We start from the raw sequence: 25,727 nt of genomic DNA, 5'->3' as shown, positions 1-25,727 counted from the left end.
AGCCCGGTGGAGAGCTTGCCGCCCCAGTACTTTAAGCACCTCCCGCGTACGGAGCGGCAAGCAGCGGCGTGCTCTCAGCAGTCCCTGAACTCCGGTGACTGGTTGAGCAGCTGACTGCGCACCGAGGTGAAGCGGGCCAGCGTCTCGTCGACCGAGACGTCCAGCGGGAACACCGCCACCCGATGGCAGTTCTGGAAGGCCAGCCGGACACCGAAGTGCCGCTGCAGCGCGCCGCGTATCGCGTCACTCGCGAGCGCACGCAGCAGCTGACCGCGTGCCTGCTCGTCCGGCGGGGGCGTCTGGTTGTCGGCGAAGGTACCGCCGTCGACCTTCAGCTGGGCCACCAGGGAGCTGATCATCTCCCATGCGTAAGGCAGGGAGGTCCGGACGCAGTCGACGAATTCCGCTTCGTCGACCTCGCCTCGCTCGGCCTTTTCGAGTAGGGCCGGTGAGACGTCGAGCGACATGGGTTCTCCTCTCGCACCCCCGTGGTCGACAGGGGTTGCCGGACAGATGAGGGAGTCCGCGAATACCGAACACGCTCAGTACCCGTCTCGCGACCTCCCGTTTACTACGGTAAGCAGCGGACGGGGGCCGCACCAGGAAAACGCGTACATGAGGCGCCCTCATTGGGCCCACAATCAGCCACGAACGAACAGGGGTTGTCTCGGGTGTTCCCGGACAACAGGGGCGGCCCGCAGGACCCGCCCGCGGGGCGGCCGCCGGTGCCCGGAGGGCGAATCGCGCCGGGGTGCGTCCGTCGAGTAGCGTTGCCGACCATGCGTCTCGTCATTGCCCGATGCTCCGTCGACTACGCGGGCCGGCTCACCGCCCATCTCCCCTCGGCACCCCGCCTGATCCTGGTGAAGGCGGACGGCAGCGTCTCGATCCACGCGGACGACCGCGCCTACAAGCCCCTGAACTGGATGTCGCCGCCCTGCACCCTGAAGGAGGGCGCGGACGGGCAGGACGGCGTCTGGACCGTCATCAACAAGGCGGGCGAGAAGCTCATCATCACGATGGAGGAGATCCTCCACGACTCCTCGCACGAACTCGGCGTCGATCCCGGCCTGATCAAGGACGGCGTGGAAGCGCACCTCCAGGAACTGCTCGCCGACCGCATCGAGACCCTGGGCGACGGATACACGCTCATCCGCCGCGAGTACATGACGGCCATCGGGCCGGTCGACATCCTGTGCCGGGACGCCGACGGGCAGACGGTCGCGGTCGAGATCAAGCGGCGCGGCGAGATCGACGGCGTGGAGCAGCTCACCCGGTACCTCGAACTGCTGAACCGCGACCCCCATCTCGCCCCGGTCCGCGGCATCTTCGCGGCCCAGGAGATCAAGCCGCAGGCACGCGTCCTCGCCACGGACCGCGGCATCGGCTGCGCGGTACTGGACTACGACGCCCTGCGCGGCATCGAGGACGACAAGCTGCGGCTGTTCTGACCGGAGCGCACGACGAGGAGGGCCGGGTCCGTCGGACGGACCCGGCCCTGCCGTGCGCACGGGCGTGCGCGGGACCTCACATCACCGGACCGGAACTGCCGCTCTGCGGCGTGCTCGCCGGACTGCTCGCCGGCGCCGGTGCGCCGGACGAGGCGGGGGCGCTGGACGCCGGGCCGCTGGCCGACGTGGAGGTGGCCGGCGACGACGAGTCCGACGGCGAACTCGAGGGCGTGCCGGTCGGCGACGGCGAGGCGGACTTCGAGGGCGACGCGGACGGTGTCGAGGGCGGAGTCGAGCTCTTGGTCGGCGGCTTCGGCGACGAGGGGCGCGGGGACGGGCCGGAGCCGCCGCCCGAGCCCCTGGTGCCGCTCGGGGAGGCCGACGGCCGGTGGGTGCCGGACGACGGCGGGGTCGGGTCGTCGGAGGTGCCGTAGGTGCCGTCGGGGCCCGGGTTCGTGGGACGGCTCGTCGCCGCGCCGGTGTCGCCGCCGCCGGTGTCGCTCTTGGGCTGGTCGGCGCCGAGGCTGCCGTCGTCGAGGCCCTGGCTGGCGGACGGGTTGACGCCGACCTGGTCGGAGGGGGTGTTGGCGTCGTTGCTGGACGTCGCGCCGAGCGTCACGACCGTGCCGAGCACCGCCGCGAGCAGCGCGCCCGCGCCGGCCGCGACCAGGTTGCGCCGGGCCAGGCCGCGGATGCCGGCCCGGTGCGCCTTGGACACCGGGCCGGACAGGGCCCGGTGCACGACCACCGTCGAGGTGTCGCCGGACGGCGGCGGTGCGGCGCCCGGCAGCGCGGCCGGCACGCCCCCGGGCGGCGACTGGGACTCCTCGTAGCGCGCGTCGGGGACCTCCTCCCCCGCCGTCGCGCCGAGCCCCGGTGCCGTGCCGGTGCGGTCGGCGACCAGGGCGAGGGCGCGGCGGCCGGAGACGGTGCCGTGCTTCTCGGCGAGGGCGGAGCGCAGGCCGATGGCGGTCTCCAGCTCCGCACGGGAGCGGTCGAACTGTCCGCCGCACAGTGCGAGGACGCCCAACTCGTGGTGGAAGTAGGCTTGTTCGGACACCTCACCGGCGAGCCGGGCGGCCTCCGCGCCGAACCGCAGGGCCCGCTCCCAGGCGCTCCAGTGCAGACCCGCGGCGAACGCCGGCGCCGCCGTGCGGGCCAGCCGCACGCTGACGCACTCCTCGCCCTCGGCCGGCGCCGTCGTCTCCGGCACCAGGACGCCGAGGGCCGCGAGCACTGCGTCGGCCTCGGCGCACACGCGCTCCGGGGTGACCGACGGGTGCCCGGCCCACCAGGCGTAGTGCTGGGCGGCGGTGAGCGCACGGGCTCCGCCGTCGTCATCGCCGTATCCGGCGGCCTCCAGCTGCTGGAGCACTCCGGCCGCGAGCCGGTAACGGGCGCCGACCGGCGAGACCAGCCCGCAGGAGGCCAGTTCGCCGAGGGCCGCGTCCGCGTGGGTGTCGCCGACGAGTGCGGGCAGATGGGCCTGGTGCGGCACCTCGCCGCCGAGCGCGACGGCGAGGCGCAGGGTGGCGCGGGCCGAGGAGCTGAGCCGGGAGGCCAGCAGCGGCGCGGGCGCGGCGGCCTCGCCCAGCGACGGCAGCGGGACGTCGTCGCCGGCCTCGATGTCGAGGGGGGCGTCGGCGGGGAGCGCGTCCTCGAAGACCCCGAACTCGTCCACGGCGCTCGCGCCGGCCCGCAGCTGGTCGCGCCGCCGCAGCAGGGCGCCGGCCTGCACGAAGCGCAGCGGCAGGCCCTCGGACTCGAACCAGAGGTCGCCGGCCCAGTTGGCCTCCTCCTCGGTGAGGGCCCGGCCGACGGTGCGCTCGATGATGTCGACGCCGCCGGCGCGCTCGAGGCCGCTGAGGAAGACCTCCTCGACGGCGGAGTCGGCGGAGGGCGCGGGCACGTCGGGGGCGGCGCCGACGACGAAGGCGCACTCGGGCGTGGCGTCCAGCAGTTCGTCCAGCCCGGCGCCGCCGAACTCGATGTCGTCGAGGACGACGACCGCGCCGATCTCCCGCACGTACTCCAGCAGTGCGTCCCGTTCCGGGCGCTGCTCGGGTGCGTCGTACACGGCGTGGAAGAGCTCGTGGAGCAGTTCGTCCGGCGTGCGGTGGAAGCCGCTGAGGCGGACGACGCCGTCGGGGGCCAGGTCACCGCAGTCCTCGGCGACGAGGTCGAGGAGCCTGGTGCGGCCGGAACCGGCGGGGCCGGTGAGCCGGACCGAGCGGCCGCGGGCGAGGAGACGGACCAGCCGCTCCCGCTCGTCCTGGCGCTCCAGGAGCGGCAGCGGCGGCAGGGTGGGGCCGGGCGGCACGGGCGGCCTGGCCGCGCGCTCCACCTCGGCGCGCCCGGCCGCCGTGCGCTTCTGAGGGCGGCCCGGGCGCTCGGCGGGCGGGCAGGTCTCTATCTCGCTGCCGTCGACGGGGTTGACGGTGAGCAGGTAGTCGCCGGTGACGAGCCGCGCCGTGCGGGCGAGCGCGGGCGTGTGGTGTGCGAAATCGGGTGTGAGCGGGTCCCTGGGCGGGCGCTGGCGCGACGGACCGCCTCCCTCGTGCTCGAATGCGTTCGAGCGGGAGGTGCCCGCGTCGTCGTGGCCGTACTCCTCGGGTCCCCGGTTGTTCGGGTCCATAGGTTTCAAGCCCCCCAAAAGCGTCGTGTGTGCCTCGAGCCCCTCCCGGCCTTGCTGCACACCGCGCTGTCGCTTCTGGTCCGGACCCGCTCGCAGGGACATAGGGCAGCGGGCGACCGAACCCTAAACCTTCGCTCAGTATCTACGACAGCCCGGGGTACCGCTCCGTGCGAGAGGTCACAGTCTCGTGAGGATCGCACCCACCGTGTCCTGCGGCGGAGTGCGGCCGGGGCTCCCCCGCATCCCGGGCCACTCGCGGACGGAGCGTCACACGCGGGGCAGCGACTCCAGCCCGATGCCACCCTCGATCGCCAGGATCCGGTGCAGCCGGGTGGCCACCAGCAGGCGCTGCATCTGGGGCGGTACGTCACGCAGCACCAGGCGCCGGCCGCAGCGGCCGGCCCGCCGGTGGACCCCCATGATCACCCCGAGCCCGGTGGCGTCCCAGGAGGCCAGTTCGGACAGGTCGAGCACCAGGTCGCCGACTCCGTCGTCGACGGCCGAGTGCAGGACCGTACGGGCGTCCGCCGCGCTGCGGACGTCGAGGCGGCCCCCGACGACCAGCTCGGCGTGGTCGCCCCTGATGTACATAATGTCGCTCCCCGTGAGTGCGGTGGCGTACTCCGTGACGGTGGCTGTGCAACGTCTGACTGCTTCAGCGGCAACGAAGTTGCCGTCTGTAAGCGAACCGATACCGAATTCACCCTGGCGAGTGACATTCCAGGGGTCTGTGCGGTCTACGTGGCTGTACGTACTGGTGTTTCAGTACGTGTAGAAGCCCTGCCCGCTCTTGCGCCCGATGTCACCGGCGTCAACCATCCGGCGCATCAGCTCCGGGGGTGCGAACTTCTCGTCCTGCGACTCGGTGTAGATGTTGCCGGTGGCGTGCAGCAGGATGTCGACGCCGGTCAGGTCCGCCGTGGCCAGCGGGCCCATCGCGTGGCCGAAGCCCAGCTTGCAGGCGAGGTCGATGTCCTCGGCGCTCGCGACGCCCGACTCGTAGAGCTTGGCCGCCTCGACGACGAGGGCCGAGATGAGACGGGTCGTCACGAAACCGGCGACGTCGCGGTTGACGACGATGCAGGTCTTGCCGACGGACTCGGCGAACTCCCGCGCGGTGGCGAGGGTTTCGTCGCTGGTCTTGTAGCCGCGGACGAGTTCGACGAGCTGCATCATCGGCACCGGCGAGAAGAAGTGCACGCCGACGACCCGCTCGGGGCGCCGCGTGGCCGCCGCGATCTTGGTGATGGGGATCGCGGAGGTGTTGGAGGCGAGCACGGCGTCCTCGCGCACGATCTTGTCGAGCGTCCGGAAGATCTCGTGCTTGACCTCGAGCTTCTCGAAGACGGCCTCGACCACGACGTCCGCGTCGGCGGCGGCGTCCAGGTCGGTGGTCGTGGTGATGCGCGCGAGGGAGGCGTCGGCGTCGTGCGCCTCCAGCTTGCCCTTGCCGACGAACTTCGCGTACGAGGCCCGGATACCGCCCACGGCACGCTCCAGTGCCTCGTCGGTGACGTCGCGCAGAACGACGTCCCAGCCCGCCTGGGCGGAGACCTGAGCGATGCCGGAACCCATCAGGCCGGCTCCGATGACGGCAAGCTTCCGTGCCACGTCTGCGACTCCCCTTTGAAACGCCTCACACGCTGTTTACGTATGCTCCTCCGGCGGACCTTAGCGCTCCGTCGGTGCCGTGTGACCGGTAAGTAACGCGCGTCACGTCTCATCTGACGGACATCACACCGGCACGGGTCATTCCGTGCCCCGGACGGCGTAGTTGAGCACCTTCTCACCCAACAGGTCCTCGATGTCGTCGAGGAGAACCAGTACCTCCCGTGACACCTCGCGCGGATCACGCCGGTCGGCCATCGCCCGGCCGATGGCCGCCGTGACCGTCTGGTGGACCCAGCCGACCTGACCGGCGATCAGGGCCGGCAGCGGGTCGGCGGCCGGAGCGCCGGTCTCCTCGCGCAGCGTCTGCTCCAGGTTCTCCTGGATCTGCTGCTGCATGCCCCACATGCGCGAGCGCAGGGCGGGCGCGCCGTGCAGCACGCGCATGAAGCGGTCGTAGCCCTCCACCAGCCCGACCGCGGGGGAGACCACCTCGACCTCGCGGCGCAGTTCGCGCAGCACGGCACGGGCCGCCGACTCCCCCGCGTCCCGGCCCCGCACCCAGCGCGAGAGGCGGTCCACGACTCCGGCCGCGCGGTCGAGGAAGAGGTCCTCCTTGGCCGGGAAGTAGTTGTAGACGGTGTTGACGGAGACGTTCGCGGCCTCGGCGATCTCCGCGACGGTCACCGCGTCGAAGCCGCGCTCGACGAACAGGCCCGTGGCGACGTCCGAGATGTACTGCCGGGTCTGCCGCTTCTTCCGTTCCCTGAGCCCCTCAGCCATGTCCGAATCCTAGCCCTCGTTGACGTCCCTTGAATTTTGGGTGCATTGCAAATTTTAAGAGACTCTGTTTTTCTGGGCGCATGCCAGCAGTCATCAGCGCGGCCGGACTGGCCCGCACCTTCCGGACCGCACGCGGCCCCGTGGCGGCCGTCCGCGGCATCGACCTCACCGTCCACGAGGGCGAGATCCTCGGTCTTCTCGGCCCGAACGGTGCCGGCAAGACCACCACCCTGCGCATGCTCACGACGCTGCTCGCCCCGACCGGCGGCACGGCCACCGTCGCCGGACACGACCTCGCCACCGATCCGGCGGGCGTGCGCGGGGCCTGCGGCTACGTCGCGCAGTCGGGCGGAGTCGACGGGCAGGTCAGCGTGCGGGAGGAACTCGTCACCCAGGCCCGCCTGTACCGCCTGACGCGCGCTCAGGCCGTGGACAGGTGCGCCGGGTTGGCAGGCGATCTGGGGCTCGCCGACCTGCTCGACCGCAGGACGTCCGCGCTGTCCGGCGGTCAGCGGCGGCGGCTGGACATCGCGATGGCCCTCACCCACCGCCCGAAGGTGCTCTTCCTCGACGAGCCCACAACCGGTCTCGACCCCGCCGGCCGGGCCGGCCTGTGGGAGCTGATCCGCCGTCTGCGCGACGAGCACGGCACGACCGTCTTCCTGACCACGCACTACCTGGACGAGGCGGACGCCCTCTCCGACCGTCTGGTGATCGTCGACCGGGGAGTGGTGGCGGCGCAGGGCACACCCGCCGCGCTCAAGCTCCAGCACGGCGGCTCGATCGACGCGAGCCTGCAGGACACGTTCCTCGCGATCACCGGCCGCGGGCCCTCCCCGTCGGCCGACACCGCCCCCGTAGCCGTATAGGAGTTCCACGATGCTGCTCCAGGACACAGCCCTCGTCTACGGACGCTACCTCCGCCAGTCCCTGCGCTCCCGCTTCGCGCTGCTGTTCGGCCTGCTGATGCCGCTGCTCTATCTCGTCTTCTTCGGACCCCTGCTGACCGGACTGCCACTGGGTGGCGGGGGCAGTTCCTGGCAGCTGCTGGTGCCCGGCCTGCTGCTCCAGCTCGCACTGTTCGGGGCGGCGTTCGCGGGGTTCGGCATCATCGTGGAGAAGGGCCAGGGCGTCGTCGAGCGGATGCGCGTCACCCCGGTCAGCCGGCTCGCGCTGCTGCTGGGCCGGGTGCTGCGCGACGCCACGGTCACCGTCCTCCAGGCGGTGCTGCTGGTGCTGGCCGCGGTGGTGATGGGTCTGCGCGCGCCCCTCGCCGGGATCCTGATCGGCTTCGCCTTCGTCGCCCTGCTGACGGTCTCGCTCGGCTCGCTGTCGTACGCCGTGGCGATGAAGGTGAACACTCCGCAGGAGTTCGGCCCGCTGGTCAACGCCGTGACCATGCCGTCGATGCTGCTGTCCGGCCTGATGCTGCCCATGAGCCTCGCGCCGGCCTGGCTGGACGTGCTCTCGCACGTGATGCCCTTGCGCTATCTGGTGGACGCGGTGCGGGACGCCTACGTCGGCTCCTACACCACCGGTCATCTGCTCCGGGGCGTCCTGGTGGCCTGCGGGCTCGCGGTGTCGGCCGTGACGGCGGGCACACGTGTGTTCCGTACGGCCGGGGCGTAACTACGCTGGCCGCATGGTCAATCTGACACGCATCTACACCCGGACCGGCGACCAGGGCACCACCAGCCTCGGTGACATGAGCCGGGTCGCCAAGACCGACCTCAGGATCTCGGCGTACGCCGACGCCAACGAGGCCAACGCGGTCATCGGCACCGCGCTCGCGCTGGGCGGCCTGGACGAGGAGATCACCGGGGTGCTCACCCGCGTCCAGAACGACCTGTTCGACGTGGGCGCCGACCTGTCCACCCCCGTGGTCGACAACCCCGAGTTCCCGCCGCTGAGGGTCGAGCAGTTCTACGTCGACAAGCTGGAGGCGGACTGCGACCGCTTCAACGAGCGGCTGCAGAAGCTCCGGTCCTTCATCCTGCCGGGCGGCACGCCGGGAGCCGCCCTGCTGCACCAGGCCTGCACGGTCGTCCGGCGGGCCGAGCGCTCGACGTGGGCGGCGCTCGAGGCGCACGGCGAGACGATGAACCCGCTGACCGCGACCTACCTCAACCGGCTGTCGGACCTGCTGTTCATCCTGGCCCGGGTGGCGAACGAGGAGGTGGGCGACGTCCTGTGGGTCCCCGGCGGCGAGCGCTGACCACCGCGGCGGGCGGGGAGCGCCGGCTCGGCGTGCCCCCCGCCCGCCTCCCCTCTCAGCGCCCCGGGCCGGCCGTGTCGTCCTGAGCCGCGTCCTGGTCGGCCCGCGCGAGCGCGGACTCGGCCGCGGCCACCTTCCGCTGCATCTCCGGGTAGCCGGAGGGCATCGCGGACGAGGACGGCGGGGCCGGCGTGGGAGCCGCCGCGCCGTGCTCCCGGGCGCAGCCCGCGAGGAGGCCGGCGGCTAGCAGCACCGCGGCCGCCGTCACCCGGGCACGCATCACTTGCCCTCCGCGCCGTCGGCGTTGTTCTCGCACCACGTCTTCACCCCGGCCAGGTCGGTCCGGCGCTGCTTGAGCGTGCCGACCAGGGACTTGCGGAAGGTCAGCCGGTCCTGCAGGAACGTGGCGATCTCGTCGTGGCCCGCGCTCCTGGCGTTGTCCACCCGCCGCTGCAGCCGGGCGATCGAACCGCGCCTGTCCGCCCCGGCGCCCAGCCGCTTCAGGGCCCGGTCGATGCGGTGGTCGATCTTCGGCACCCGCGCGCACAGCGCCTTCGCCCCGTCGCCGGTGGGCGCGGCCGCCGGAGAGGGGGTGCTCTCGGCCGTCGCCGCACCCGTGCCGGCCGCCAGGACCGCCGCCGTGGCCAGCCCCACGAGGAGGGTGCGCCTGCGTCGTCGTACGTCCATTTCTGCCTCCGTCTTCGCCGGACGGCCCCCTGCCGTCCGTCCGTACGCCGTGGAGGCTAGGAAGCGTCTTTGGGGAAACTCTGTGACCGGTTCGTCCCGGCCGCGGCGATCAGCCAGTCGCGGTGGACGGGCAGCGTGCCGCCCGTGGACGGCAGCCGTACCTCGAAGCGGGAGCCGGTCCGGCCGGGCCCGTCGGTGACCGTGACGGTGCCCCGGTGCAGCGCCGCCTGCTGGGCCACGAGCGTCAGGCCGAGCCCGGTGCCCGAGCTGCCGGCTCCGCGCTGGAAGCGCTCGAAGATCCGGGCGCGGTCCGCGGGCGGCACCCCGGGACCGCGGTCGTCGACGGTCACCACGACCTGCTCGCCCGCGCGCCGCACCCCCACCGCCACGCTCGCCCCGCCCGCCTCGTCCCGCCCGTGCGCCAGCGCGTTGGCCACCAGGTTGTCCAGGAGCAGCCGCAGCCCGGGCTCCCAGCCGTGCACGGTGAGGCCGGGTGCCGCGTCCAGCGTGATCCGGGCGCCGGGGACGCGCCGGCGGGCCTGAGCCACCGCGGCGTCGGCGGTCTCCGAGACGTCCACGCTCCGGAACGCCTCCGCCTCGACCAGGTCCCCGCGGCCCAGTTCCCGCAGCATCACCAGCAGGTTCAGCAGGCGGGCGTGCTCGCCGCGCAGATCGGCCAGGACCTCGGCGCGCTCCGGCTCCGGCAGACCGGGGTGGCCGGCGAGGATGTCGAGGTTGGTGCCCATGCTCATCAGCGGGGTGCGCAGTTCGTGGGAGGCGGCCGCGGAGAAGGAGCGGGCGGTGTCCAGGGCCTCGGCGGTGCGGGCGGCCTGTTCGTCGTAGCGGGCGAGGGCCTTTTCGAGGGTGGCCGCCAGCTCGTCGACCTCCGTCACCCCGGTCGGCTCGTGGTGCGGCCGGGCACTGCTGGTGCGCGGGTCGAGTCCGGCGGTACGGCGCCCGAGGCGGCGCAGCGGGCCGGTGGCGCCGGTGGCGACGCCCCAGGCGAGCAGGCCGGACAGCGGGGCGGCGAGCAGGGTGGTCCACGCCACCCGGCGTCGTACCAGCCGGAGCTGGGTCTGATCGGCGGCGTTCGGCGCGAAGACCCACAGGGTCCCCGGGCCGCGTGCCGTTCCGACCGGCACGGACAGCGCGCGCCAGCTCCTGCCGCCGTCCCGGACGGTGACGGGCGCGTCCGCCCGCGCCGGGAGCGGCACCGAGGCGTCGGGCTGCGGGCCTCCGCTGAAGCTGCCGTCCGGGCCGACGACACGTACGCCGACGTCGAGCGCGGCGGTGTAGAGCCGCCGCTCGCGGTTGTCGGCCGCCTTGGGCCGGCCATTGGCGCTGGCCCGCAGCAGGGCGCGGGCGTCGGGCGCCACGGCGGCGGCGCGGGCCCGCAGATGGTCGTCCTCGGCGCCGTGCAGATCGTGGTTGACCAGCCGGAGCAGCAGCCAGCCGGAGGCCAGCACCAGCAGGGGCACGGTGACGCCGACGGTGAGCCCGATGCGGGTGGACAGTCTCACGGCCGGTCCCGGAGCACGAAGCCCACACCGCGCACGGTGTGCACCAGCCGGGGCCGTCCACCGGCCTCCAGCTTGCGCCGCAGATAGCTGACGAACGTGTCGACGGCGTCGGTGCGCACCTCGAAGTCGTAGCCCCACACCCGTTCCAGGAGCTGGTCGCGGGTCAGGACGAGCCCGGCGTTGCGGGCGAGCACCTCGAGGAGTTCGAACTCGCGCCGGGTCAGCTCCAGCGGCCGGCCGTCCCGCTCGGCGGTGCGGGCGGCGGGGTCGACGACGAGACCCGCGACCCTCAGCACCTCGCCCGCGGGCGGGCGCCGGCGCAGCAGCGCGCGCAGCCGCAGCACGAGTTCCTGCAGGGCGAACGGCTTGACCAGGTAGTCGTCGCCGCCCGCCTGGAGCCCGGCGATGCGGTCGGCGGTCTCGTCGAGCGCGGAGAGCATCAGGACGGGCAGGTCCTGGCCCTCGCCGCGGAGCCGTTCGCACACCTCGATGCCGCTCATGCCGGGCATCGACACGTCCAGGACGAGGACGTCCGGGGGTGTCCGCCCGATCACCGCGAGCGCCTCACGGCCGCCGTCCGCCGTCCGCACCCGGAAGCCGCTGAGCCGCAGGCCGCGTTCCAGCGAACGCCGGATGGCCGGGTCGTCGTCCACGACCAGCACCGTTCCGGGACTGCCGGTCTCGCCCATGCGCCCTCCCCTCACCGTCCGGTCAGGGTACGGCCCTCCCCCGCGCCGCGTACGGCGGTGCCGGCCGGAGCCTTCTCCGGCCGGACCCGGCGGCTCGGCCCGATCGGCCGGGAACGGCGCGCGCCGGCCCGGGCGGCGGTGAAGACGCACGTCAGCCGGTTCCCCGGCAGGCCGCGGGCCGGGCTGCCGGGGCAAGCGGCGCCCTCGGCGCGGCAGTTGGGGATCCGGTCGGCCGCGGACTCAGTGGTCCAGACCTATTGACCCGTGGTCCAGACCTTTCTATTCTCTCGGCACCGTGGGCGCGAAGGCTCAGTCGCGCCCTCATCCCCTGACACGAGGGAGGCGCACCATGCGCTTCAGACACAGAGCCGCGGCAGGGTTCGCGACCCTGTTGCTCCCCCTGGCCGGTCTGGTCGGCCTCGCGAGCCCCGCCCAGGCAGCGACGGACGCGAAAGCCACCTACACCAAGACCCAGGACTGGGGAACCGGCTTCGAAGGCAAGTGGACGGTCACCAACACCGGCAGCGCGTCCATCAGTTCCTGGACGATCAACTGGGACTTCCCCTCCGGCACCTCCGTCACCTCCGCGTGGGACGCGGACGTCACGAACTCCGGCACCCACTGGACCGCCAAGAACAAGTCCTACAACGGCACCCTCGCCCCCGGCGCCTCCGTCTCCTTCGGCTTCAACGGCAAGGGCTCCGGCTCCCCGTCCAACTGCACGCTGAACGGCGACAGCTGTGACGGCACCACGACTCCCGGCGACGCGGCGCCCTCCGCGCCCGGCACCCCCACCGCCTCCTCCGTCACCGACACCTCGGTGAAGCTCTCCTGGAGCGCGGCCACCGACGACAAGGGCGTCAAGAACTACGACGTCCTGCGCGACGGCAAGAAGGTCTCGACGGTCACCACGACCTCGTACACGGACACCGGCCTGAGCGCCGGCACCGACTACTCCTACACCGTCCAGGCCCGTGACACCGCCGACCAGACCGGCCCGGTCAGCGGCGCCGTCGCCGTGCACACCACCGGCGGCACCACGGACCCGCCCCCGGCCACCGGCGACAAGGTCAAGCTCGGGTACTTCACCGAGTGGGGCATCTACGGCCGCAACTACAACGTCAAGAACCTGGTGACGTCCGGCTCCGCCGCCAAGATCACGCACATCAACTACGCCTTCGGCAACGTGACGAACGGCCAGTGCGCGATCGGCGACTCCTACGCCGACTACGACAAGGCCTTCACCGCCGACCAGTCCGTCAGCGGTGTCGCGGACACCTGGGACCAGCCGCTGCGCGGCAACTTCAACCAGCTGCGCGAGCTGAAGGCCAAGTACCCGAACATCAAGGTGCTGTGGTCCTTCGGCGGCTGGACCTGGTCCGGCGGCTTCGCCCAGGCCGCGGCCAACCCGGCCGCGTTCGCGCAGTCCTGCTACAACCTGGTCGAGGACCCGCGCTGGGCCGACGTGTTCGACGGCATCGACATCGACTGGGAGTACCCGAACGCCTGCGGTCTGTCCTGCGACACCAGCGGGGCCGCGGCCTACAAGAACGTGATGGCCGCGCTGCGCGCCAAGTTCGGCTCCTCCGCGCTGGTCACCGGCGCGGTCACCGCCGACGCTTCGGCCGGCGGCAAGATCGAGGCCGCGGACTACGCGGGCGCCGCCCAGTACGTCGACTGGTACAACGTGATGACGTACGACTTCTTCGGCGCCTGGGACGCGAAGGGCCCCACCGCCCCGCACTCCCCGCTCACCTCGTACTCCGGCATCCCGAAGGCCGGCTTCACCACGGCCGACGCGATGGCCAAGTTCAAGGCGATCGGGGTGCCCGCGAAGAAGCTGCTCATCGGCATCGGCTTCTACGGCCGCGGCTGGACCGGCGTGACGCAGGACGCCCCCGGCGGCACCGCCACGGGCCCGGCGGCCGGCACGTACGAGCAGGGCATCGAGGACTACAAGGTCCTCAAGACGTCCTGCCCGGTGACCGGCACCGTCGCCGGTACGGCGTACGCGCACTGCGGCAGCAACTGGTGGTCCTACGACACCCCGTCGACCATCGCCGGAAAGATGAGCTGGGCCAAGAACCAGGGCCTCGGCGGCGCCTTCTTCTGGGAGTTCAGCGGTGACACCGCGAACGGCGAACTGGTGAGCGCCATCAGCAGCGGGCTGAGCTGATCCCCCGCTCCGCCCCAGCTCCGCCGCGGGTGGCCCACGGGCCGTCCGCGGCGGAGCTTTCTCATGCTCCGCGCGCCCCCGGCGTGCACTGCGGGGGGCCGTTCGGCCCTTGGCGGCGGGTCCGAACGGCAGGTGGGGGGCGCCCGCCGACCGGGGAAAATTCACATCTCAACCAGAAACGGAACGGCTTGTCCAGGGGGATGAGATGTCGCGGGGGAACCAGAGGAAGCGCAGGAACAGCAGGTCCGGCAGGCCCAACCGGGCGGCGACCGCGAGAGTGTTCACGGGAACCGCACTCGCGGCCGCCCTGGCCGCCCTGCCGGTGCACGTCACGGTGAGTCTGAGCCCCGAACCCCACACCGTCGTGGTCGGCCAGCCGGACACGCCCAATCCGGTGTGTCAGGAGAGGAATTAGGCGACGTTCACCCGCTGCCCGGGCGGGGCCGCCTCCAGCCAGGCCAGGAATCCCGTCAACGCGTCGTCGCTCATGGCGAGTTCCAGGCGCGTGCCCCGGTGCAGACAGGTCAGGACGACGGCGTCGGACAGCAGCGCCAGCTCCTCCTCGCCCTCGGGCAGACGGCGGCCGGCGACCTCGATCGCGGCGCGCTCCAGGGTGCGCCGCGGACGGTAGGCGTAGGAGAAGACGCGGTACCACTCGACGCGGTCGCCGCTGTAGCGGGCGACGCCGTAGCTCCAGCCTTTGCCGCTGGTGTCGGGTTTCTCGGCCACGCCCCAGCGCAGCGAGCAGTCGAAGGTACCGCCGGAGCGCTGGATGAGTCTGCGCCGCAGCCCGAAGACGAAAAGCCCCAGCACCACCAGGGCCACGACGATTCCGCACACAGTCAGAGCGAGGACCATCGACACCGACCTCCTCGTCTCCTAGGTACCGAAAACAGGTAACGGAACGGAAAAAACATCCAGATCTGCCTCAGCCGCGGTCGGCCCCGGATTGCTCCGGTTCCGACCGCGGCTGAGTGACGTCATCACACGGCGAGCTGGCTCAGCGCGCCGCCGCCGCGTGCAGTCGGACGTCCGCGCGCCGCGCGGCGGCGGCGTCGCCCTCCGCCTTCGCGCGCTCGAGCTTCCGCTCCGCGCGCTGGACGTCGATCTCGTCCGACAGCTCGGCGATCTCGGCCAGCAGCGACAGCTTGTTGTCCGCGAACGAGATGAAACCGCCGTGCACCGCGGCGATGACGGTTCCACCATCACTCGTACGGATGGTCACCGGGCCCGACTCCAGCACGCTGAGCAGCGGCTGGTGACCGGGCATGACGCCGATGTCGCCGGACGCGGTGCGAGCGACGACCAGTCGGGCCTCACCGGACCAGACCTGGCGGTCGGCAGCGACCAGCTCGACGTGCAGCTCAGCAGCCAAGGGTGGCTCCTCGGGTCGTCACCCGGCGGTTTCGCCGGGTGTTGGTTACAAGTCTAGTAGGCGTGGCGGAGGGGGCGGGACGCGCCCGCCCCCTCGGCGCCACGGGGGTCAGGAGACGCCCAGCTCCTTGGCCTTGGCCTTGAGGTCCTCCAGGCCACCGCACATGAAGAACGCCTGCTCCGGGAAGTGGTCGTAGTCACCGTCGCAGATCGCGTTGAACGCGGCGATCGACTCGTCCAGCGGTACGTCCGAACCGTCCACACCGGTGAACTGCTTGGCGGCGTGGGTGTTCTGGGACAGGAAGCGCTCCACGCGACGGGCACGGTGGACGACGAGCTTGTCCTCCTCGCCGAGCTCGTCGATACCGAGGATCGCGATGATGTCCTGGAGGTCCTTGTACTTCTGCAGGATCGTCTTGACGCGCATGGCGGCGTCGTAGTGGTCCTGCGCGATGTAGCGCGGGTCCAGGATGCGGGACGTGGAGTCCAGCGGGTCCACGGCCGGGTAGATGCCCTTCTCCGAGATCGGACGGGAGAGCACCGTCGTCGCGTCGAGGTGCGCGAACGTGGTGGCCGGGGCGGGGTCGGTCAGGTCGTCCGCGGGAACGTAGATCGCCTGCATCGAGGTGATCGAGTGACCGCGGGTGGAGGTGATGCGCTCCTGCAGCTGGCCCATCTCGTCGGCCAGGTTCGGCTGGTAACCCACCGCGGACGGCATACGGCCGAGCAGCGTGGAGACCTCGGAACCGGCCTGGGTGAAGCGGAAGATGTTGTCGATGAAGAACAGCACGTCCTGCTTCTGGACGTCGCGGAAGTACTCCGCCATCGTCAGGCCGGCCAGGGCGACGCGCAGACGCGTGCCCGGGGGCTCGTCCATCTGGCCGAAGACCAGGGCGGTCTTGTCCAGAACGCCGGACTCCTCCATCTCGGCGATGAGGTCGTTGCCCTCACGGGTGCGCTCACCGACACCCGCGAAGACGGAGACGCCCTCGTGGAGGTTGGCGACACGCATGATCATTTCCTGGATCAGCACGGTCTTGCCGACACCGGCACCACCGAACAGACCGATCTTGCCGCCCTTGACGTACGGGGTCAGGAGGTCGACGACCTTCAGGCCGGTCTCGAACATCTCGGTCTTGGACTCGAGCTGGTCGAAGGCCGGGGCCTTGCGGTGGATGGACCAGCGCTCGCCGTCGTAGGACTCGTCGACGTTCAGCACCTCGCCGAGGGTGTTGAACACCTTGCCCTTGGTGAAGTCGCCGACCGGGACGCTGATGCCCGCACCGGTGTCGGTCACCGTGGCCTGGCGGACCAGGCCGTCGGTGGGCTGCATCGAGATCGTCCGGACCAGGCCCTCGCCGAGGTGCTGGGCGACCTCCAGGGTCAGCGTCTTCTTCTCGCCCGCCTTGGCCGGGTCGGCCACCTCGACGTGCAGGGCGTTGTAGATCTCCGGCATCGCGTCGACGGGGAACTCCACGTCGACGACCGGGCCGATGACCCGGGCGACGCGGCCCGTGGCAACGGCCGTCTCAACAGTGGTCGTCATTACTTGTCACTCCCCGCGGTCGCGTCGGCCAGGGCGCTGGCGCCACCGACGATCTCGCTGATTTCCTGGGTGATTTCGGCCTGGCGGGCCGCGTTGGCAAGGCGGGAGAGCGTGTTGATCAGCTCGCCCGCGTTGTCGGTCGCCGACTTCATCGCACGGCGCGTGGCGGCGTGCTTGGAGGCGGCCGACTGGAGCAGCGCGTTGTAGATGCGGCTCTCGACGTAGCGCGGCAGCAGGGCGTCGAGGACGTCCTCCGCCGACGGTTCGAACTCGTACAGCGGACGGATCCCGCCCGGCGTGCCCGCGGCGGCGCCCGCCGACGACTCGGTCGCCACCTCTTCGAGGCGCAGCGGCAGCAGCCGGCCGTCGATCGCCGTCTGGGTCATCATCGAGACGAACTCGGTGTAAACGATGTGGAGTTCGTCCACGCCGCCGTCCGCGGTGTCCTTCTCTATGGCCTCGATGAGCGGCCCCGCGATCTGCTTCGCGTCCGCGTACGAGGGCTCGTCCGTGAAGCCGGTCCACGACTGCGCGATGACGCGCTCGCGGAAGTTGTAGTGGGCGATGCCGCGGCGGCCGACGATGTAGCTGTCGACCTCCTTGCCCTCGGCCTCCAGACGCTCGGTCAGCCGCTCCGCCACCTTGATCGCGTTGGAGTTGAAGGCGCCGGCCAGGCCGCGGTCGCTCGTGACGAGCAGCACCGCGGCGCGGGTCGCCGACTCCACCTCCGTGGTCAGCGGGTGCTTGGTGTTCGAACCGGTGCCGACCGCCGTGACCGCGCGGGTGAGCTCGGTCGCGTACGGCGTGGAGGCCGCCACCCTGCGCTGCGCCTTGACGACACGCGAGGCGGCGATCATCTCCATCGCCTTGGTGATCTTCTTGGTCGCGGTGACGGATCGGATGCGACGCTTGTAGACCCGGAGCTGGGCTCCCATGAGTCAGGTCCCTTCCTTACGTCACTTGTCGGCGGCGGCCGGGGCGTCCTCGCCGAGCAGCTTGCCGTCGGAGGTCTCGAACTGCCTCTTGAACTCCGCTACGGCGTCGGCCAGGGCCTGCAGGGTGTCGTCGGACATCTTGCCGCCCTCCTTGATGGAGGTCATCAGGCCCTGCTCCTTGCGGTGCAGGAACTCCTGGAGCTCCTTCTCGAAGCGACGGATGTCGGCGACCGGCACGTCGTCCATCTTGCCGGTGGTGCCGGCCCAGATGGAGACGACCTGGTCCTCGGTGGCCATCGGCTGGTACTGCGGCTGCTTGAGCAGCTCGACCATGCGCTGGCCACGCTCCAGCTGAGCCTTCGAGGCGCTGTCCAGGTCGGAACCGAAGGCGGCGAACGCCTCCAGCTCACGGAACTGGGCGAGGTCCACGCGCAGCCGTCCGGAGACCTGGCGGATCGCCTTGTGCTGGGCGGAGCCACCGACTCGGGAGACCGAGATGCCGACGTTCAGCGCCGGGCGCTGGCCGGCGTTGAACAGGTCGGACTCCAGGAAGCACTGGCCGTCGGTGATGGAGATGACGTTGGTCGGGATGAACGCCGAGACGTCGTTGGCCTTGGTCTCCACGATCGGCAGGCCGGTCATCGAGCCGGCACCCATGTCGTCGGAGAGCTTGGCGCAGCGCTCCAGCAGACGGGAGTGCAGGTAGAAGACGTCACCCGGGTAGGCCTCGCGGCCCGGCGGGCGGCGCAGCAGCAGGGACACGGCGCGGTAGGCGTCGGCCTGCTTCGAGAGGTCGTCGAAGATGATGAGGACGTGCTTGCCCTCGTACATCCACTGCTGGCCGATGGCCGAACCCGTGTACGGCGCGAGGTACTTGAAGCCGGCCGGGTCGGACGCCGGGGCGGCGACGATGGTCGTGTACTCCAGGGCGCCGGCCTCTTCGAGGGAACCGCGCACGGAGGCGATGGTGGAACCCTTCTGGCCGATGGCGACGTAGATGCAGCGGACCTGCTTCGACGGGTCGCCGGTGCGCCAGTTGTCGCGCTGGTTGATGATCGTGTCGACGGCCAGGGCGGTCTTGCCGGTCTGACGGTCACCGATGATCAGCTGGCGCTGGCCGCGGCCGATCGGGGTCATCGCGTCGACGGCCTTGTAGCCCGTCTCCATCGGCTCGTGCACCGACTTGCGCTGCATGACCGTGGGGGCCTGCAGCTCGAGGGCGCGTCGGCCGCTGGTCTCGATCTCGCCGAGGCCGTCGATCGGGTTGCCGAGCGGGTCGACGACGCGGCCGAGGTAGCCCTCGCCCACGGCGACGGAGAGCACCTCACCGGTGCGCTGCACCGGCTGGCCCTCCTCGATGCCGCTGAACTCGCCGAGGATGACCGCACCGATCTCGCGCTCTTCCAGGTTCAGCGCGAGGCCGAGGGTGCCGTCCTCGAACTTCAGCAGTTCGTTGGCCATGGCCGAGGGCAGCCCCTCGACCTTCGCGATGCCGTCGCCGGCAAGGGTGACCGTACCGACCTCCTCGCGCGAGGCCGCGTCCGGCTTGTACGACTGGACGAAGTTCTCCAGCGCGTCCCGGATCTCCTCCGGCCGGATCGTGAGCTCCGCCATCTGGGTTCCCTGCTCTCCTTGTTGGGCCCGAAGTCTTTGGGGGTCTGGGGCTGTTTCCCTTAGCGGCTGGGCCGCGGGCCCCCAGGAATCTTCTGCATTTTCTGCACGGCCCAACCGGGCCGCTGTTCTTTGTGGTGTCCGGTGGCCGTCAGCCGACCGACCGCCGGGAGGTCTCTGCGAGGCGCTCGGCGATCGTGCCGTCGATGACCTCGTCGCCGACCCGGACGGAGATCCCGCCGAGGACTGCGGGGTCCACGTCCAGGTTCATGTGCATCTGGCGTCCGTACAGCTTCGCCAGCGCGGCGCCGAGGCGCTGCTTCTGCCCGTCCGTGAGCGGCACCGCCGAGGTGACGACGGCGACCGCCCTGCCCCGGAGAGCCGCGGCGAGCCGGGACATGGCTTCGAGGCCTCCCTCAAGGCTACGTCCCCGCGGCCGCGCGACAAGACGCACGACCAGCCGCTCCGTGACGGGGTGGGCCCTGCCGCCGAGCAGCCTGTGCAGCAGCTCGCTCTTGGCGTCGACGGAGGCCGCCCGGTCGGTCAGCGCGGCGCGCAGCCCGGCGCTGGACTGAACGATCCGGCCGAACCGGAACAGCTCGTCCTCGACGCCGTCGAGCGCACCGGTCTGCTCGGCCGCGGTCAGGTCGGCGACGGCGGCAAGCTCTTCCACCGCGTCCACCAGGTCGCGCGAGCGCGACCAGCGGGAGCGGACCATGCCGCGGATCAGGTCGACGGCCGGGCCGTCCACCTGCCCGGCGAGCAGCCGTCCCGCCAGCTCGGCCCTGGCCTCGCCCGGCTGTACCGGGTCGGTCAGGACCCGGCGCAGGGCCACCTCGCGGTCGAGGAACGCGGTGACGGCGGCCAGCTGCTCGGCGAGCCGCGCGGCGTCGACCGACGGGGTGTCGGTCAGCGCGTCGAGACGCTCACGTGCGGCGGCGAGCGCTTCACGGCTCGCTCCGTGCAGCGCAGTCACTGGGTCGCCTCGACCTTCGCCGCGCTCTCCTCGAGCCCGTCGAGGAAGCGGTCGATCGTACGGCTCTGGCGGGCGTGGTCCTCCAGCGACTCACCCACCAGCTTGCCGGCCAGTTCGGTGGCGAGCTTGCCCACGTCCTGGCGGAGCGCGGTGACCACTGCCTTGCGGTCCGCCTCGATCTGGGCGTGCCCGGCGGCGATGATCTCCTCGCGCTGGCGCTGGCCCTCCGCCCTCATCTCCTGGATGATCACGGCACCCTGCTCGGTCGCTTCCTGGCGCAGGCGTGCCGCCTCGTGCCTGGCCTCGGCGAGCTGGGCCCGGTACTGCTCGAGAATCTGCATGGCCTCGGCCTGTGCCTCAGCCGCTCGCTCCATGCCGCCCTCGATCGCGTCGCGCCGTTCATCCAGGGTCTTCTGGATGTTGGGCAGGAGCTTCTTACCGAGGAAGCCGAAGACGATGAAGAAGCAGAGCAGGCCGATGATCAATTCCGCGGTGCTGGGAAGGAGAGGGTTCTCCGATCCCGCCTCCGCCAGGAAGGTCATCATGTCTGAACCTTTCGTCGAGTCTGGCTACTGGCCGGCCCGCGTCACTTCTGGAAGATGAAGGGCACGACCAGGCCGAGGAGCGCGAGCACCTCACAGAGGGCGAAGCCGAGGAACATGTTGGTGCGGATGATCGGCATGGCCTCGGGCTGGCGGGCCATGGCCTCGATGGAGTGGCCGAAGACGAGACCGATACCGACGCCCGGGCCGATGGCGGCCAGACCGTAGGCGACGGCGCCCAGACGACCCGCGGTGGTGGCGGCGGCGAGGTTGATGAGCTCGGCAGACATTTCCCTGTCTTCCTTCGTGATGCGGTCCGCCGGGGGGCTTCCCGACGGAGGTCTGATGGGGGTGAAACGGGGGGGTCAGTGACTCGCTTCGAGGGAACCGCTGATGTAGATCGAGGCGAGCAGGGTGAAGATGTACGCCTGAAGGAACGTGATCAGCACCTCGAGAGCGGTCATGAGGACGTCCACCACGAACGAACCCGCGGCGATGCCCGACATGATCGAGGGCGTCAGCAGATACCAGGTGGCGACGCTGAACATGACGATCAGCATGTGACCGGCGAACATGTTGGCCCACAGTCGCACCGCGAGGGTGAAGGGGCGCAGGATCACGTTCTGCAGGAACTCCAGTACCACGATCAGCGGCACGAGGGCCTTGGGGATCCCCTCGAGCCAGACCAGGTTCTTGATGCCGCCCCGGAAGCCGTGCGTCTTGAACGCCAGGAAGATGTAGGTGATCCACACCAGCGCCGCGAGCGCGACCGGGAAGGCGAACCGGGAGGTCGCCGGGAACATCGCGAACGGGATGAGCTCCATGATGTTCATGATCCACACGAAGAAGAAGATCGACGTGAGGAAGGGGATGAACTTGGTCCCCTTCTTGCCGATCACTTCGAGGGCGATGCTGCGCGCGACGAAGTTGTAACCGATCTCGCCGATGAGCTGCAGCTTCCCGGGGACCAGCTGCGGTTTGCGGAAGGCGGCCCAGAAGAAACCGACCACGATCACCGTGCAGATGACCGCCAGGAGCATCGGCTTGGTGAAGTCGAAGCTGCCGACGCTGAAGATCGGCTTGAAGTCGAACGAGTGGAGGCCCGGCGCGGGAAAGGCACAGTCGGCATTGATGTGGCAGCCGCTTTCAGCGAGCAGCATGTGGGCACTCACCCGTGACTCCTTCGTCGTGACGCATAAGAAACGGCAACCTTGTGTGTCAGAGCGGCTGGTGAGGCCGCTGATCGGCACCGGGGACATGGGGGTGTGACGCTGTCGCCGCAGTCCGTGGAACGCATCCGCCGCGGGTCCGGCCGCTCGGACGCCACGCTGTGACCACAGCTGTCGATCCGAATGCACCGTCGACCGTGAGGGCGGTGTCCTCCTCCGCCCGAGAGGCGGGAGGGACCCTCACCGGAAGCGCTTCCGGACGATAGCAGACCGGGATGTATCGCCTTTACCTGCCCCCTACGCCGCATCAAGGGACTCCGCCTTGGCCGGGTCCGCCTCCTTGGCAGGCACGGACGGCTCGGGATCCACGTACAGCATCCGGCTGGTCAGGCTCTGCTTCACCTGCCCACCCACCCAGGCCAGCGCCGTGACCAACAGGCTGAGGGCGAAGGCCCGGCCGTTGAACAGCGTGGTCTCCTTGAAGACGACGATGAAGACCCCGATGAGCAGGATCTGCACCGTGTAGACCAGCAGTCCCGCCGTCATCGCGAGCTGCGGCTTGTCCTGTGTGAGACGCATCAGCGCCGCGGAGCCGAGGCCGAAGAAGCCGGCGACCACGGCGAGCGCCACCAGCGCGCCGATCAGACCCTTCTCGCCGGCGACGAGGGCGCTGACGACGGTGGCGACGATGCCGACAGGGGCGGCGACGATCGCCGCGCCCCGGAGGATCCGGACATCGTTTGACTGCATGCGGAAACTCCAACAGGGAGTGGGGGTCGTATGGGGGGCGTGCTGACCGGCGCTGGTTCGGCAGCGATCCGGCGTGGTGTTGAGGTTAACGCGAGGAGAGGTGAGGGCACCGCGGGCCAAAGGACCGTTGCACCGAGACCCTTCGGCGCCTCCCCCGGCGGTAGTGAACGCTATCACAAACCTCTTGATGAGGTCTTTACCTGTTTGGTGTGCCTACCGTCACACATGAGAGTGAACCTGCGCGCCTGTGCACAATCAAGGCTGTCTTGTCCGGTATTGGGGCCTTATACTCCCCCACCGAATGGTCACGTGTTAGTCAGATTCTTACCTTGCCGTCAGCGCGACGTGCCCGCTTCGCGCCGGTCCAGAACGCGCGAACGAGTACCGAGGGACGTCGCTCCGTTGACTCCCGGCACACCGGCCGCCGCCCGGGCCCGCCCCTCCTCCTCGGCCGGAGCCGCCGGCACGGCCTCGGCCTCCGCCTGAGCGGCCGCCCTACGGCGGCGGTAGCGCGGCGGCACCAGGTGCTCGGCCCAGCGCGGGGCCCGCGGGGTGAAGCGCGGCAGCAGAAGCAGCGCCAGGCCGACCGCGCTGAGGAACACGATGCCCAGGACGATCCACATGGACGCCGAGTTGACCGAGTAGGCGAGCGCGCCGAAGGCGATGAGGGCCGACCAGAAGTACATGATCAGCACCGCCCGGCTGTGCGAGTGCCCGATCTCCAGCAGCCGGTGGTGCAGGTGCCCGCGGTCCGCGGCGAACGGCGACTGTCCGCGCCAGGTGCGCCGCACGATGGCGAGCACCAGGTCCGCGGTCGGCACCGCGATGATCGTCAGCGGCAGCAGCAGCGGGATGTACACCGGCACCGTCTGGTGCACGGCCGCCTTCTCGGAACCCACGAACAGCTTCAGCGCGTCCGGGTCCACCTGCCCCGTGATGGAGATCGCGCCCGCGGCCAGCACCAGCCCGATCAGCATGGAACCGGAGTCGCCCATGAAGATCCGCGCCGGGTGCATGTTGTGCGGCAGGAAGCCGATGCACATGCCCATGAGGATGGCCGAGAACAGCGTGGCCGGGGCGGCGGCCTCGATGCCGTACGAGTACCAGATCCGGTAGGCGTACAGGAAGAACGCCGCGGCCGCGATGCAGACCATGCCGGAGGCCAGGCCGTCGAGGCCGTCGACGAAGTTGACGGCGTTGATGGTGATGACGACGAGCGCCACCGTCAGCAGCGTGCCCTGCCACTGGGTGAGCGCCACGCTGCCGACGCCCGGGACGGGCAGCCACAGGATCGTCAGCCCCTGCATGACCATGACGCCGGCGGCGATCATCTGGCCGCCGAGCTTGATCAGGGCGTCGATCTCGAACTTGTCGTCCAGCACGCCGATCAGCCAGATGAGCGCCGCTCCGGAGAGCAGCGCCCGCGGCTCGTTCGACTTCTCGAAGACCTCACTGAGGTTGGTCAGGTGGTCGGCGACCAGCAGGCCCGCGCACAGGCCGAAGAACATGGCGATACCGCCGAGGCGCGGAGTGGGCTCCCGGTGCACGTCACGGGCCCGGATCTCCGGCATGGCTCCGGCCACGATCGCGAACTTCCGTACCGGGCCTGTCAGCAGGTACGTCACCGCGGCCGTGATGCAGAGCGTCAGCAGGTATTCACGCACAGGCTTCCCCACAGGTCTCGCTGGCCATCTCAGCCCCACACCCTAGCGACGGACGCATATGGGTGAGGACTTCCGGGTAGCGACGATGGTTGCACGCGTGCCTGTGCACGCGGCGCGTGCCCAGGTGTACGGCGGTGCGGGTACCCCCGCTCAACCCGGGTACGGCGGAAATCTACCGGTCAGCTCACGCACCTCGTCGCGCGCCTTCTGGTTCTCGGTCCCGCCGCGCAGCACACCCGCGAGCAGGGCGGCGATCCGCTCCATCTCCTCCTCTCCCATGCCCTGGGTGGTCACCGCCGCCGTGCCCAGCCGCAGGCCGCGGGCGTCGCCGTGCGGCAGCGCGCAGCAGTCCAGCACCATTCCGGCCGCGGCGAGCCGCCCGCGCGCGGTGCGCCCGTCGACGCCGAGGGGTGCCGGGTCGGCGGTGATCAGATGGGTGTCCGTGCCGCCGGTGGTGACGACCATGCCCTCCCGCGCCAGCCGGGCCGCCAGCACCCGCGCGTTGGCGACCACCTGATGGGTGTACGCGGCGAAGGCCGGTGTCGCCGCCTCGCCGAAGGCGACGGCCTTCGCGGCGATGGTGTGCATCTGCGCGCCGCCCTGGGTGAAGGGGAACACGGCGCGGTCGACCCGCTCCGCGAGTTCGGCGCCGCACAGCAGCATTCCGCCGCGCGGCCCGCGCAGCACCTTGTGCGTGGTCGCGCAGACGATGTCGGCGTACGGCACCGGACTGGGCGCCGCTCCCCCGGCGACGAGCCCGATGGGATGGGCCGCGTCCGCGATCAGATAGGCGCCCACCTCGTCGGCGACCTCGCGGAAGAAGGCGTGGTCGATGTGGCGCGGGTAGGCGATGGAGCCGCACACGATCGCCTTCGGCCGGTGCGTACGGGCCAGCGTGCGCACCTGGTCGTGGTCGATGAGCCCGGTCTCCGCGTCCACCCCGTAGCCGACGAAGTCGAACCAGCGGCCGGAGAAGTTGGCGGGCGAGCCGTGCGTGAGGTGGCCGCCGTAGGGCAGGCCGAGGGCGAGGACGGTGTCCCCGGGGCGCAGGAGGGCGGCGTAGGCGGCGAGGACGGCCGATGATCCCGAGTGGGACTGCACATTGGCGTGCTCGGCGCCGAAGAGGGCCTTCGCCCGCTCCACGGCCACGCGTTCGGCCACGTCGACGATCTCGCAGCCGCCGTGGTGCCGGGCGCCCGGGTAGCCCTCGGCGTACTTGTTGGCCAGGCAGGAGCCGAGCGCCGCCAGGACGGCCGGCGAGGTGAAGTTCTCCGCGGCCACGAGCTGGAGCGTCGTCGACTGCCGGTCGAGCTCCCCGAGCAGGATCTCGGCCAGCTCGGGATCCTGCCGCAGCAGGACGTCGGCGGTCTGGTGGGCGCGGATGACCGGCATGGTG

General features: G+C 70.9%; 26 protein-coding genes. 5 read left to right on the top strand and 21 right to left on the bottom strand.

Annotated elements, in window-relative coordinates:
* Positions 1 to 74: 74 nt before the first annotated feature.
* Entirely contained in the window at positions 75 to 467 is a 393-nt protein-coding gene (locus tag ACJ9NR_RS26900) for an SCO5389 family protein (protein ID WP_412493499.1), read from the bottom strand.
* 312 nt (positions 468 to 779) lie between these two features.
* Between ACJ9NR_RS26900 and nucS the strand changes: the two genes are divergently transcribed.
* Entirely contained in the window at positions 780 to 1,451 is a 672-nt protein-coding gene (gene nucS, locus ACJ9NR_RS26895) for an endonuclease NucS (RefSeq protein WP_412493498.1), read from the top strand.
* 76 nt (positions 1,452 to 1,527) lie between these two features.
* Here the strand turns inward: nucS and ACJ9NR_RS26890 are convergent, their stop codons facing one another.
* The 4 genes from ACJ9NR_RS26890 to ACJ9NR_RS26875 form a co-directional block, all read right to left on the bottom strand.
* Positions 1,528 to 4,086 carry an ATP-binding protein gene (locus ACJ9NR_RS26890; RefSeq protein ID WP_412493497.1) on the bottom strand — a complete coding sequence of 853 codons (2,559 nt, stop codon included), beginning with the start codon at positions 4,084 to 4,086 and terminating at the stop codon, positions 1,528 to 1,530.
* 267 nt (positions 4,087 to 4,353) lie between these two features.
* A complete protein-coding gene (locus tag ACJ9NR_RS26885; RefSeq protein ID WP_412493496.1) occupies positions 4,354 to 4,677 on the bottom strand; it encodes an STAS domain-containing protein in 324 nt (107 codons plus the stop codon).
* A 171-nt stretch (positions 4,678 to 4,848) separates the two neighbouring features.
* Positions 4,849 to 5,697 carry a 3-hydroxyacyl-CoA dehydrogenase family protein gene (locus ACJ9NR_RS26880; protein ID WP_412493495.1) on the bottom strand — a complete coding sequence of 283 codons (849 nt, stop codon included), beginning with the start codon at positions 5,695 to 5,697 and terminating at the stop codon, positions 4,849 to 4,851.
* 138 nt (positions 5,698 to 5,835) lie between these two features.
* A complete protein-coding gene (locus tag ACJ9NR_RS26875; protein ID WP_412493494.1) occupies positions 5,836 to 6,477 on the bottom strand; it encodes a TetR/AcrR family transcriptional regulator in 642 nt (213 codons plus the stop codon).
* An 80-nt stretch (positions 6,478 to 6,557) separates the two neighbouring features.
* Between ACJ9NR_RS26875 and ACJ9NR_RS26870 the strand changes: the two genes are divergently transcribed.
* The 3 genes from ACJ9NR_RS26870 to ACJ9NR_RS26860 are packed head-to-tail and all read left to right on the top strand — an operon-like array spanning position 6,558 to position 8,692.
* Positions 6,558 to 7,346 carry an ABC transporter ATP-binding protein gene (locus ACJ9NR_RS26870; RefSeq protein WP_412493493.1) on the top strand — a complete coding sequence of 263 codons (789 nt, stop codon included), beginning with the start codon at positions 6,558 to 6,560 and terminating at the stop codon, positions 7,344 to 7,346.
* A 10-nt stretch (positions 7,347 to 7,356) separates the two neighbouring features.
* Positions 7,357 to 8,106, top strand: a complete 750-nt coding sequence (locus tag ACJ9NR_RS26865; RefSeq protein WP_412493492.1) for an ABC transporter permease — start codon at positions 7,357 to 7,359, stop codon at positions 8,104 to 8,106.
* Positions 8,107 to 8,119: 13 nt separating this feature from the next.
* Positions 8,120 to 8,692: a cob(I)yrinic acid a,c-diamide adenosyltransferase gene (locus tag ACJ9NR_RS26860; RefSeq protein ID WP_412493491.1), complete on the top strand. Its 573-nt coding sequence runs from the start codon at positions 8,120 to 8,122 to the stop codon at positions 8,690 to 8,692.
* Between the two features lie 55 nt (positions 8,693 to 8,747).
* On the opposite strand, the gene ACJ9NR_RS26855 is transcribed toward ACJ9NR_RS26860, so the two are convergent.
* Genes ACJ9NR_RS26855 through ACJ9NR_RS26840 form a run of 4 tightly spaced genes read right to left on the bottom strand, consistent with a single transcriptional unit; the run spans position 8,748 to position 11,588 of the window.
* Complete coding sequence (locus ACJ9NR_RS26855) at positions 8,748 to 8,972, bottom strand: hypothetical protein (protein ID WP_412493490.1); 225 nt, start codon at positions 8,970 to 8,972, stop codon at positions 8,748 to 8,750.
* On the bottom strand, positions 8,972 to 9,379 hold the full coding sequence (locus ACJ9NR_RS26850; RefSeq protein ID WP_412493489.1) for a hypothetical protein: 408 nt from the start codon (positions 9,377 to 9,379) through the stop codon (positions 8,972 to 8,974). The genes ACJ9NR_RS26855 and ACJ9NR_RS26850 overlap by 1 nt, the downstream gene beginning before the upstream one ends.
* 56 nt (positions 9,380 to 9,435) lie before the next feature.
* Complete coding sequence (locus ACJ9NR_RS26845) at positions 9,436 to 10,899, bottom strand: sensor histidine kinase (RefSeq protein WP_412493488.1); 1,464 nt, start codon at positions 10,897 to 10,899, stop codon at positions 9,436 to 9,438.
* Complete coding sequence (locus ACJ9NR_RS26840; protein WP_412493487.1) at positions 10,896 to 11,588, bottom strand: response regulator transcription factor; 693 nt, start codon at positions 11,586 to 11,588, stop codon at positions 10,896 to 10,898. The genes ACJ9NR_RS26845 and ACJ9NR_RS26840 overlap by 4 nt, the downstream gene beginning before the upstream one ends.
* A 349-nt stretch (positions 11,589 to 11,937) precedes the next feature.
* Between ACJ9NR_RS26840 and ACJ9NR_RS26835 the strand changes: the two genes are divergently transcribed.
* Positions 11,938 to 13,764, top strand: a complete 1,827-nt coding sequence (locus ACJ9NR_RS26835) for a glycosyl hydrolase family 18 protein (RefSeq protein WP_412493486.1) — start codon at positions 11,938 to 11,940, stop codon at positions 13,762 to 13,764.
* Between the two features lie 411 nt (positions 13,765 to 14,175).
* On the opposite strand, the gene ACJ9NR_RS26830 is transcribed toward ACJ9NR_RS26835, so the two are convergent.
* From ACJ9NR_RS26830 to glyA, 12 genes are all read right to left on the bottom strand, one after another.
* Positions 14,176 to 14,622, bottom strand: a complete 447-nt coding sequence (locus tag ACJ9NR_RS26830) for a DUF2550 domain-containing protein (protein ID WP_412493485.1) — start codon at positions 14,620 to 14,622, stop codon at positions 14,176 to 14,178.
* Positions 14,623 to 14,764: 142 nt separating this feature from the next.
* Entirely contained in the window at positions 14,765 to 15,139 is a 375-nt protein-coding gene (locus tag ACJ9NR_RS26825) for a F0F1 ATP synthase subunit epsilon (RefSeq protein WP_412493484.1), read from the bottom strand.
* Between the two features lie 108 nt (positions 15,140 to 15,247).
* Complete coding sequence (gene atpD, locus ACJ9NR_RS26820) at positions 15,248 to 16,684, bottom strand: F0F1 ATP synthase subunit beta (RefSeq protein ID WP_412493483.1); 1,437 nt, start codon at positions 16,682 to 16,684, stop codon at positions 15,248 to 15,250.
* The gene (locus ACJ9NR_RS26815; RefSeq protein ID WP_412493482.1) at positions 16,684 to 17,619 is read right to left on the bottom strand and encodes a F0F1 ATP synthase subunit gamma; all 936 of its coding nucleotides are present in this window, start codon (positions 17,617 to 17,619) and stop codon (positions 16,684 to 16,686) included. Before ACJ9NR_RS26815 ends, atpD begins: the two co-directional genes overlap by 1 nt.
* Positions 17,620 to 17,640: 21 nt before the next feature.
* Positions 17,641 to 19,233, bottom strand: coding sequence for a F0F1 ATP synthase subunit alpha (gene atpA, locus ACJ9NR_RS26810; protein ID WP_412493481.1), 1,593 nt, complete (start codon positions 19,231 to 19,233; stop codon positions 17,641 to 17,643).
* 148 nt (positions 19,234 to 19,381) lie between these two features.
* Positions 19,382 to 20,197, bottom strand: a complete 816-nt coding sequence (locus tag ACJ9NR_RS26805) for a F0F1 ATP synthase subunit delta (RefSeq protein ID WP_412493537.1) — start codon at positions 20,195 to 20,197, stop codon at positions 19,382 to 19,384.
* Positions 20,198 to 20,202: 5 nt separating this feature from the next.
* Complete coding sequence (locus ACJ9NR_RS26800) at positions 20,203 to 20,751, bottom strand: F0F1 ATP synthase subunit B (RefSeq protein ID WP_412493480.1); 549 nt, start codon at positions 20,749 to 20,751, stop codon at positions 20,203 to 20,205.
* A 41-nt stretch (positions 20,752 to 20,792) separates the two neighbouring features.
* A complete protein-coding gene (gene atpE, locus ACJ9NR_RS26795; RefSeq protein WP_266605575.1) occupies positions 20,793 to 21,038 on the bottom strand; it encodes an ATP synthase F0 subunit C in 246 nt (81 codons plus the stop codon).
* A gap of 75 nt (positions 21,039 to 21,113) precedes the next feature.
* Positions 21,114 to 21,920 (bottom strand): F0F1 ATP synthase subunit A, encoded by an 807-nt coding sequence (gene atpB, locus ACJ9NR_RS26790; RefSeq protein WP_412493479.1) that lies wholly within the window; start codon positions 21,918 to 21,920, stop codon positions 21,114 to 21,116.
* A 294-nt stretch (positions 21,921 to 22,214) separates the two neighbouring features.
* On the bottom strand, positions 22,215 to 22,667 hold the full coding sequence (locus tag ACJ9NR_RS26785; protein ID WP_412493478.1) for a Cg1360 family ATP-synthase-associated protein: 453 nt from the start codon (positions 22,665 to 22,667) through the stop codon (positions 22,215 to 22,217).
* Between the two features lie 335 nt (positions 22,668 to 23,002).
* Positions 23,003 to 24,331 carry an MraY family glycosyltransferase gene (locus ACJ9NR_RS26780; protein ID WP_412493477.1) on the bottom strand — a complete coding sequence of 443 codons (1,329 nt, stop codon included), beginning with the start codon at positions 24,329 to 24,331 and terminating at the stop codon, positions 23,003 to 23,005.
* Between the two features lie 150 nt (positions 24,332 to 24,481).
* Positions 24,482 to 25,723: a serine hydroxymethyltransferase gene (gene glyA, locus ACJ9NR_RS26775; protein WP_412493475.1), complete on the bottom strand. Its 1,242-nt coding sequence runs from the start codon at positions 25,721 to 25,723 to the stop codon at positions 24,482 to 24,484.
* Between the last annotated feature and the right edge of the window lie 4 nt (positions 25,724 to 25,727).

It is taken from the genome of Streptomyces sediminimaris, assembly GCF_047049295.1.
GTDB lineage: Bacteria > Actinomycetota > Actinomycetes > Streptomycetales > Streptomycetaceae > Streptomyces > Streptomyces sediminimaris.
This window is presented reverse-complemented; position numbering and strand designations above follow the sequence as displayed.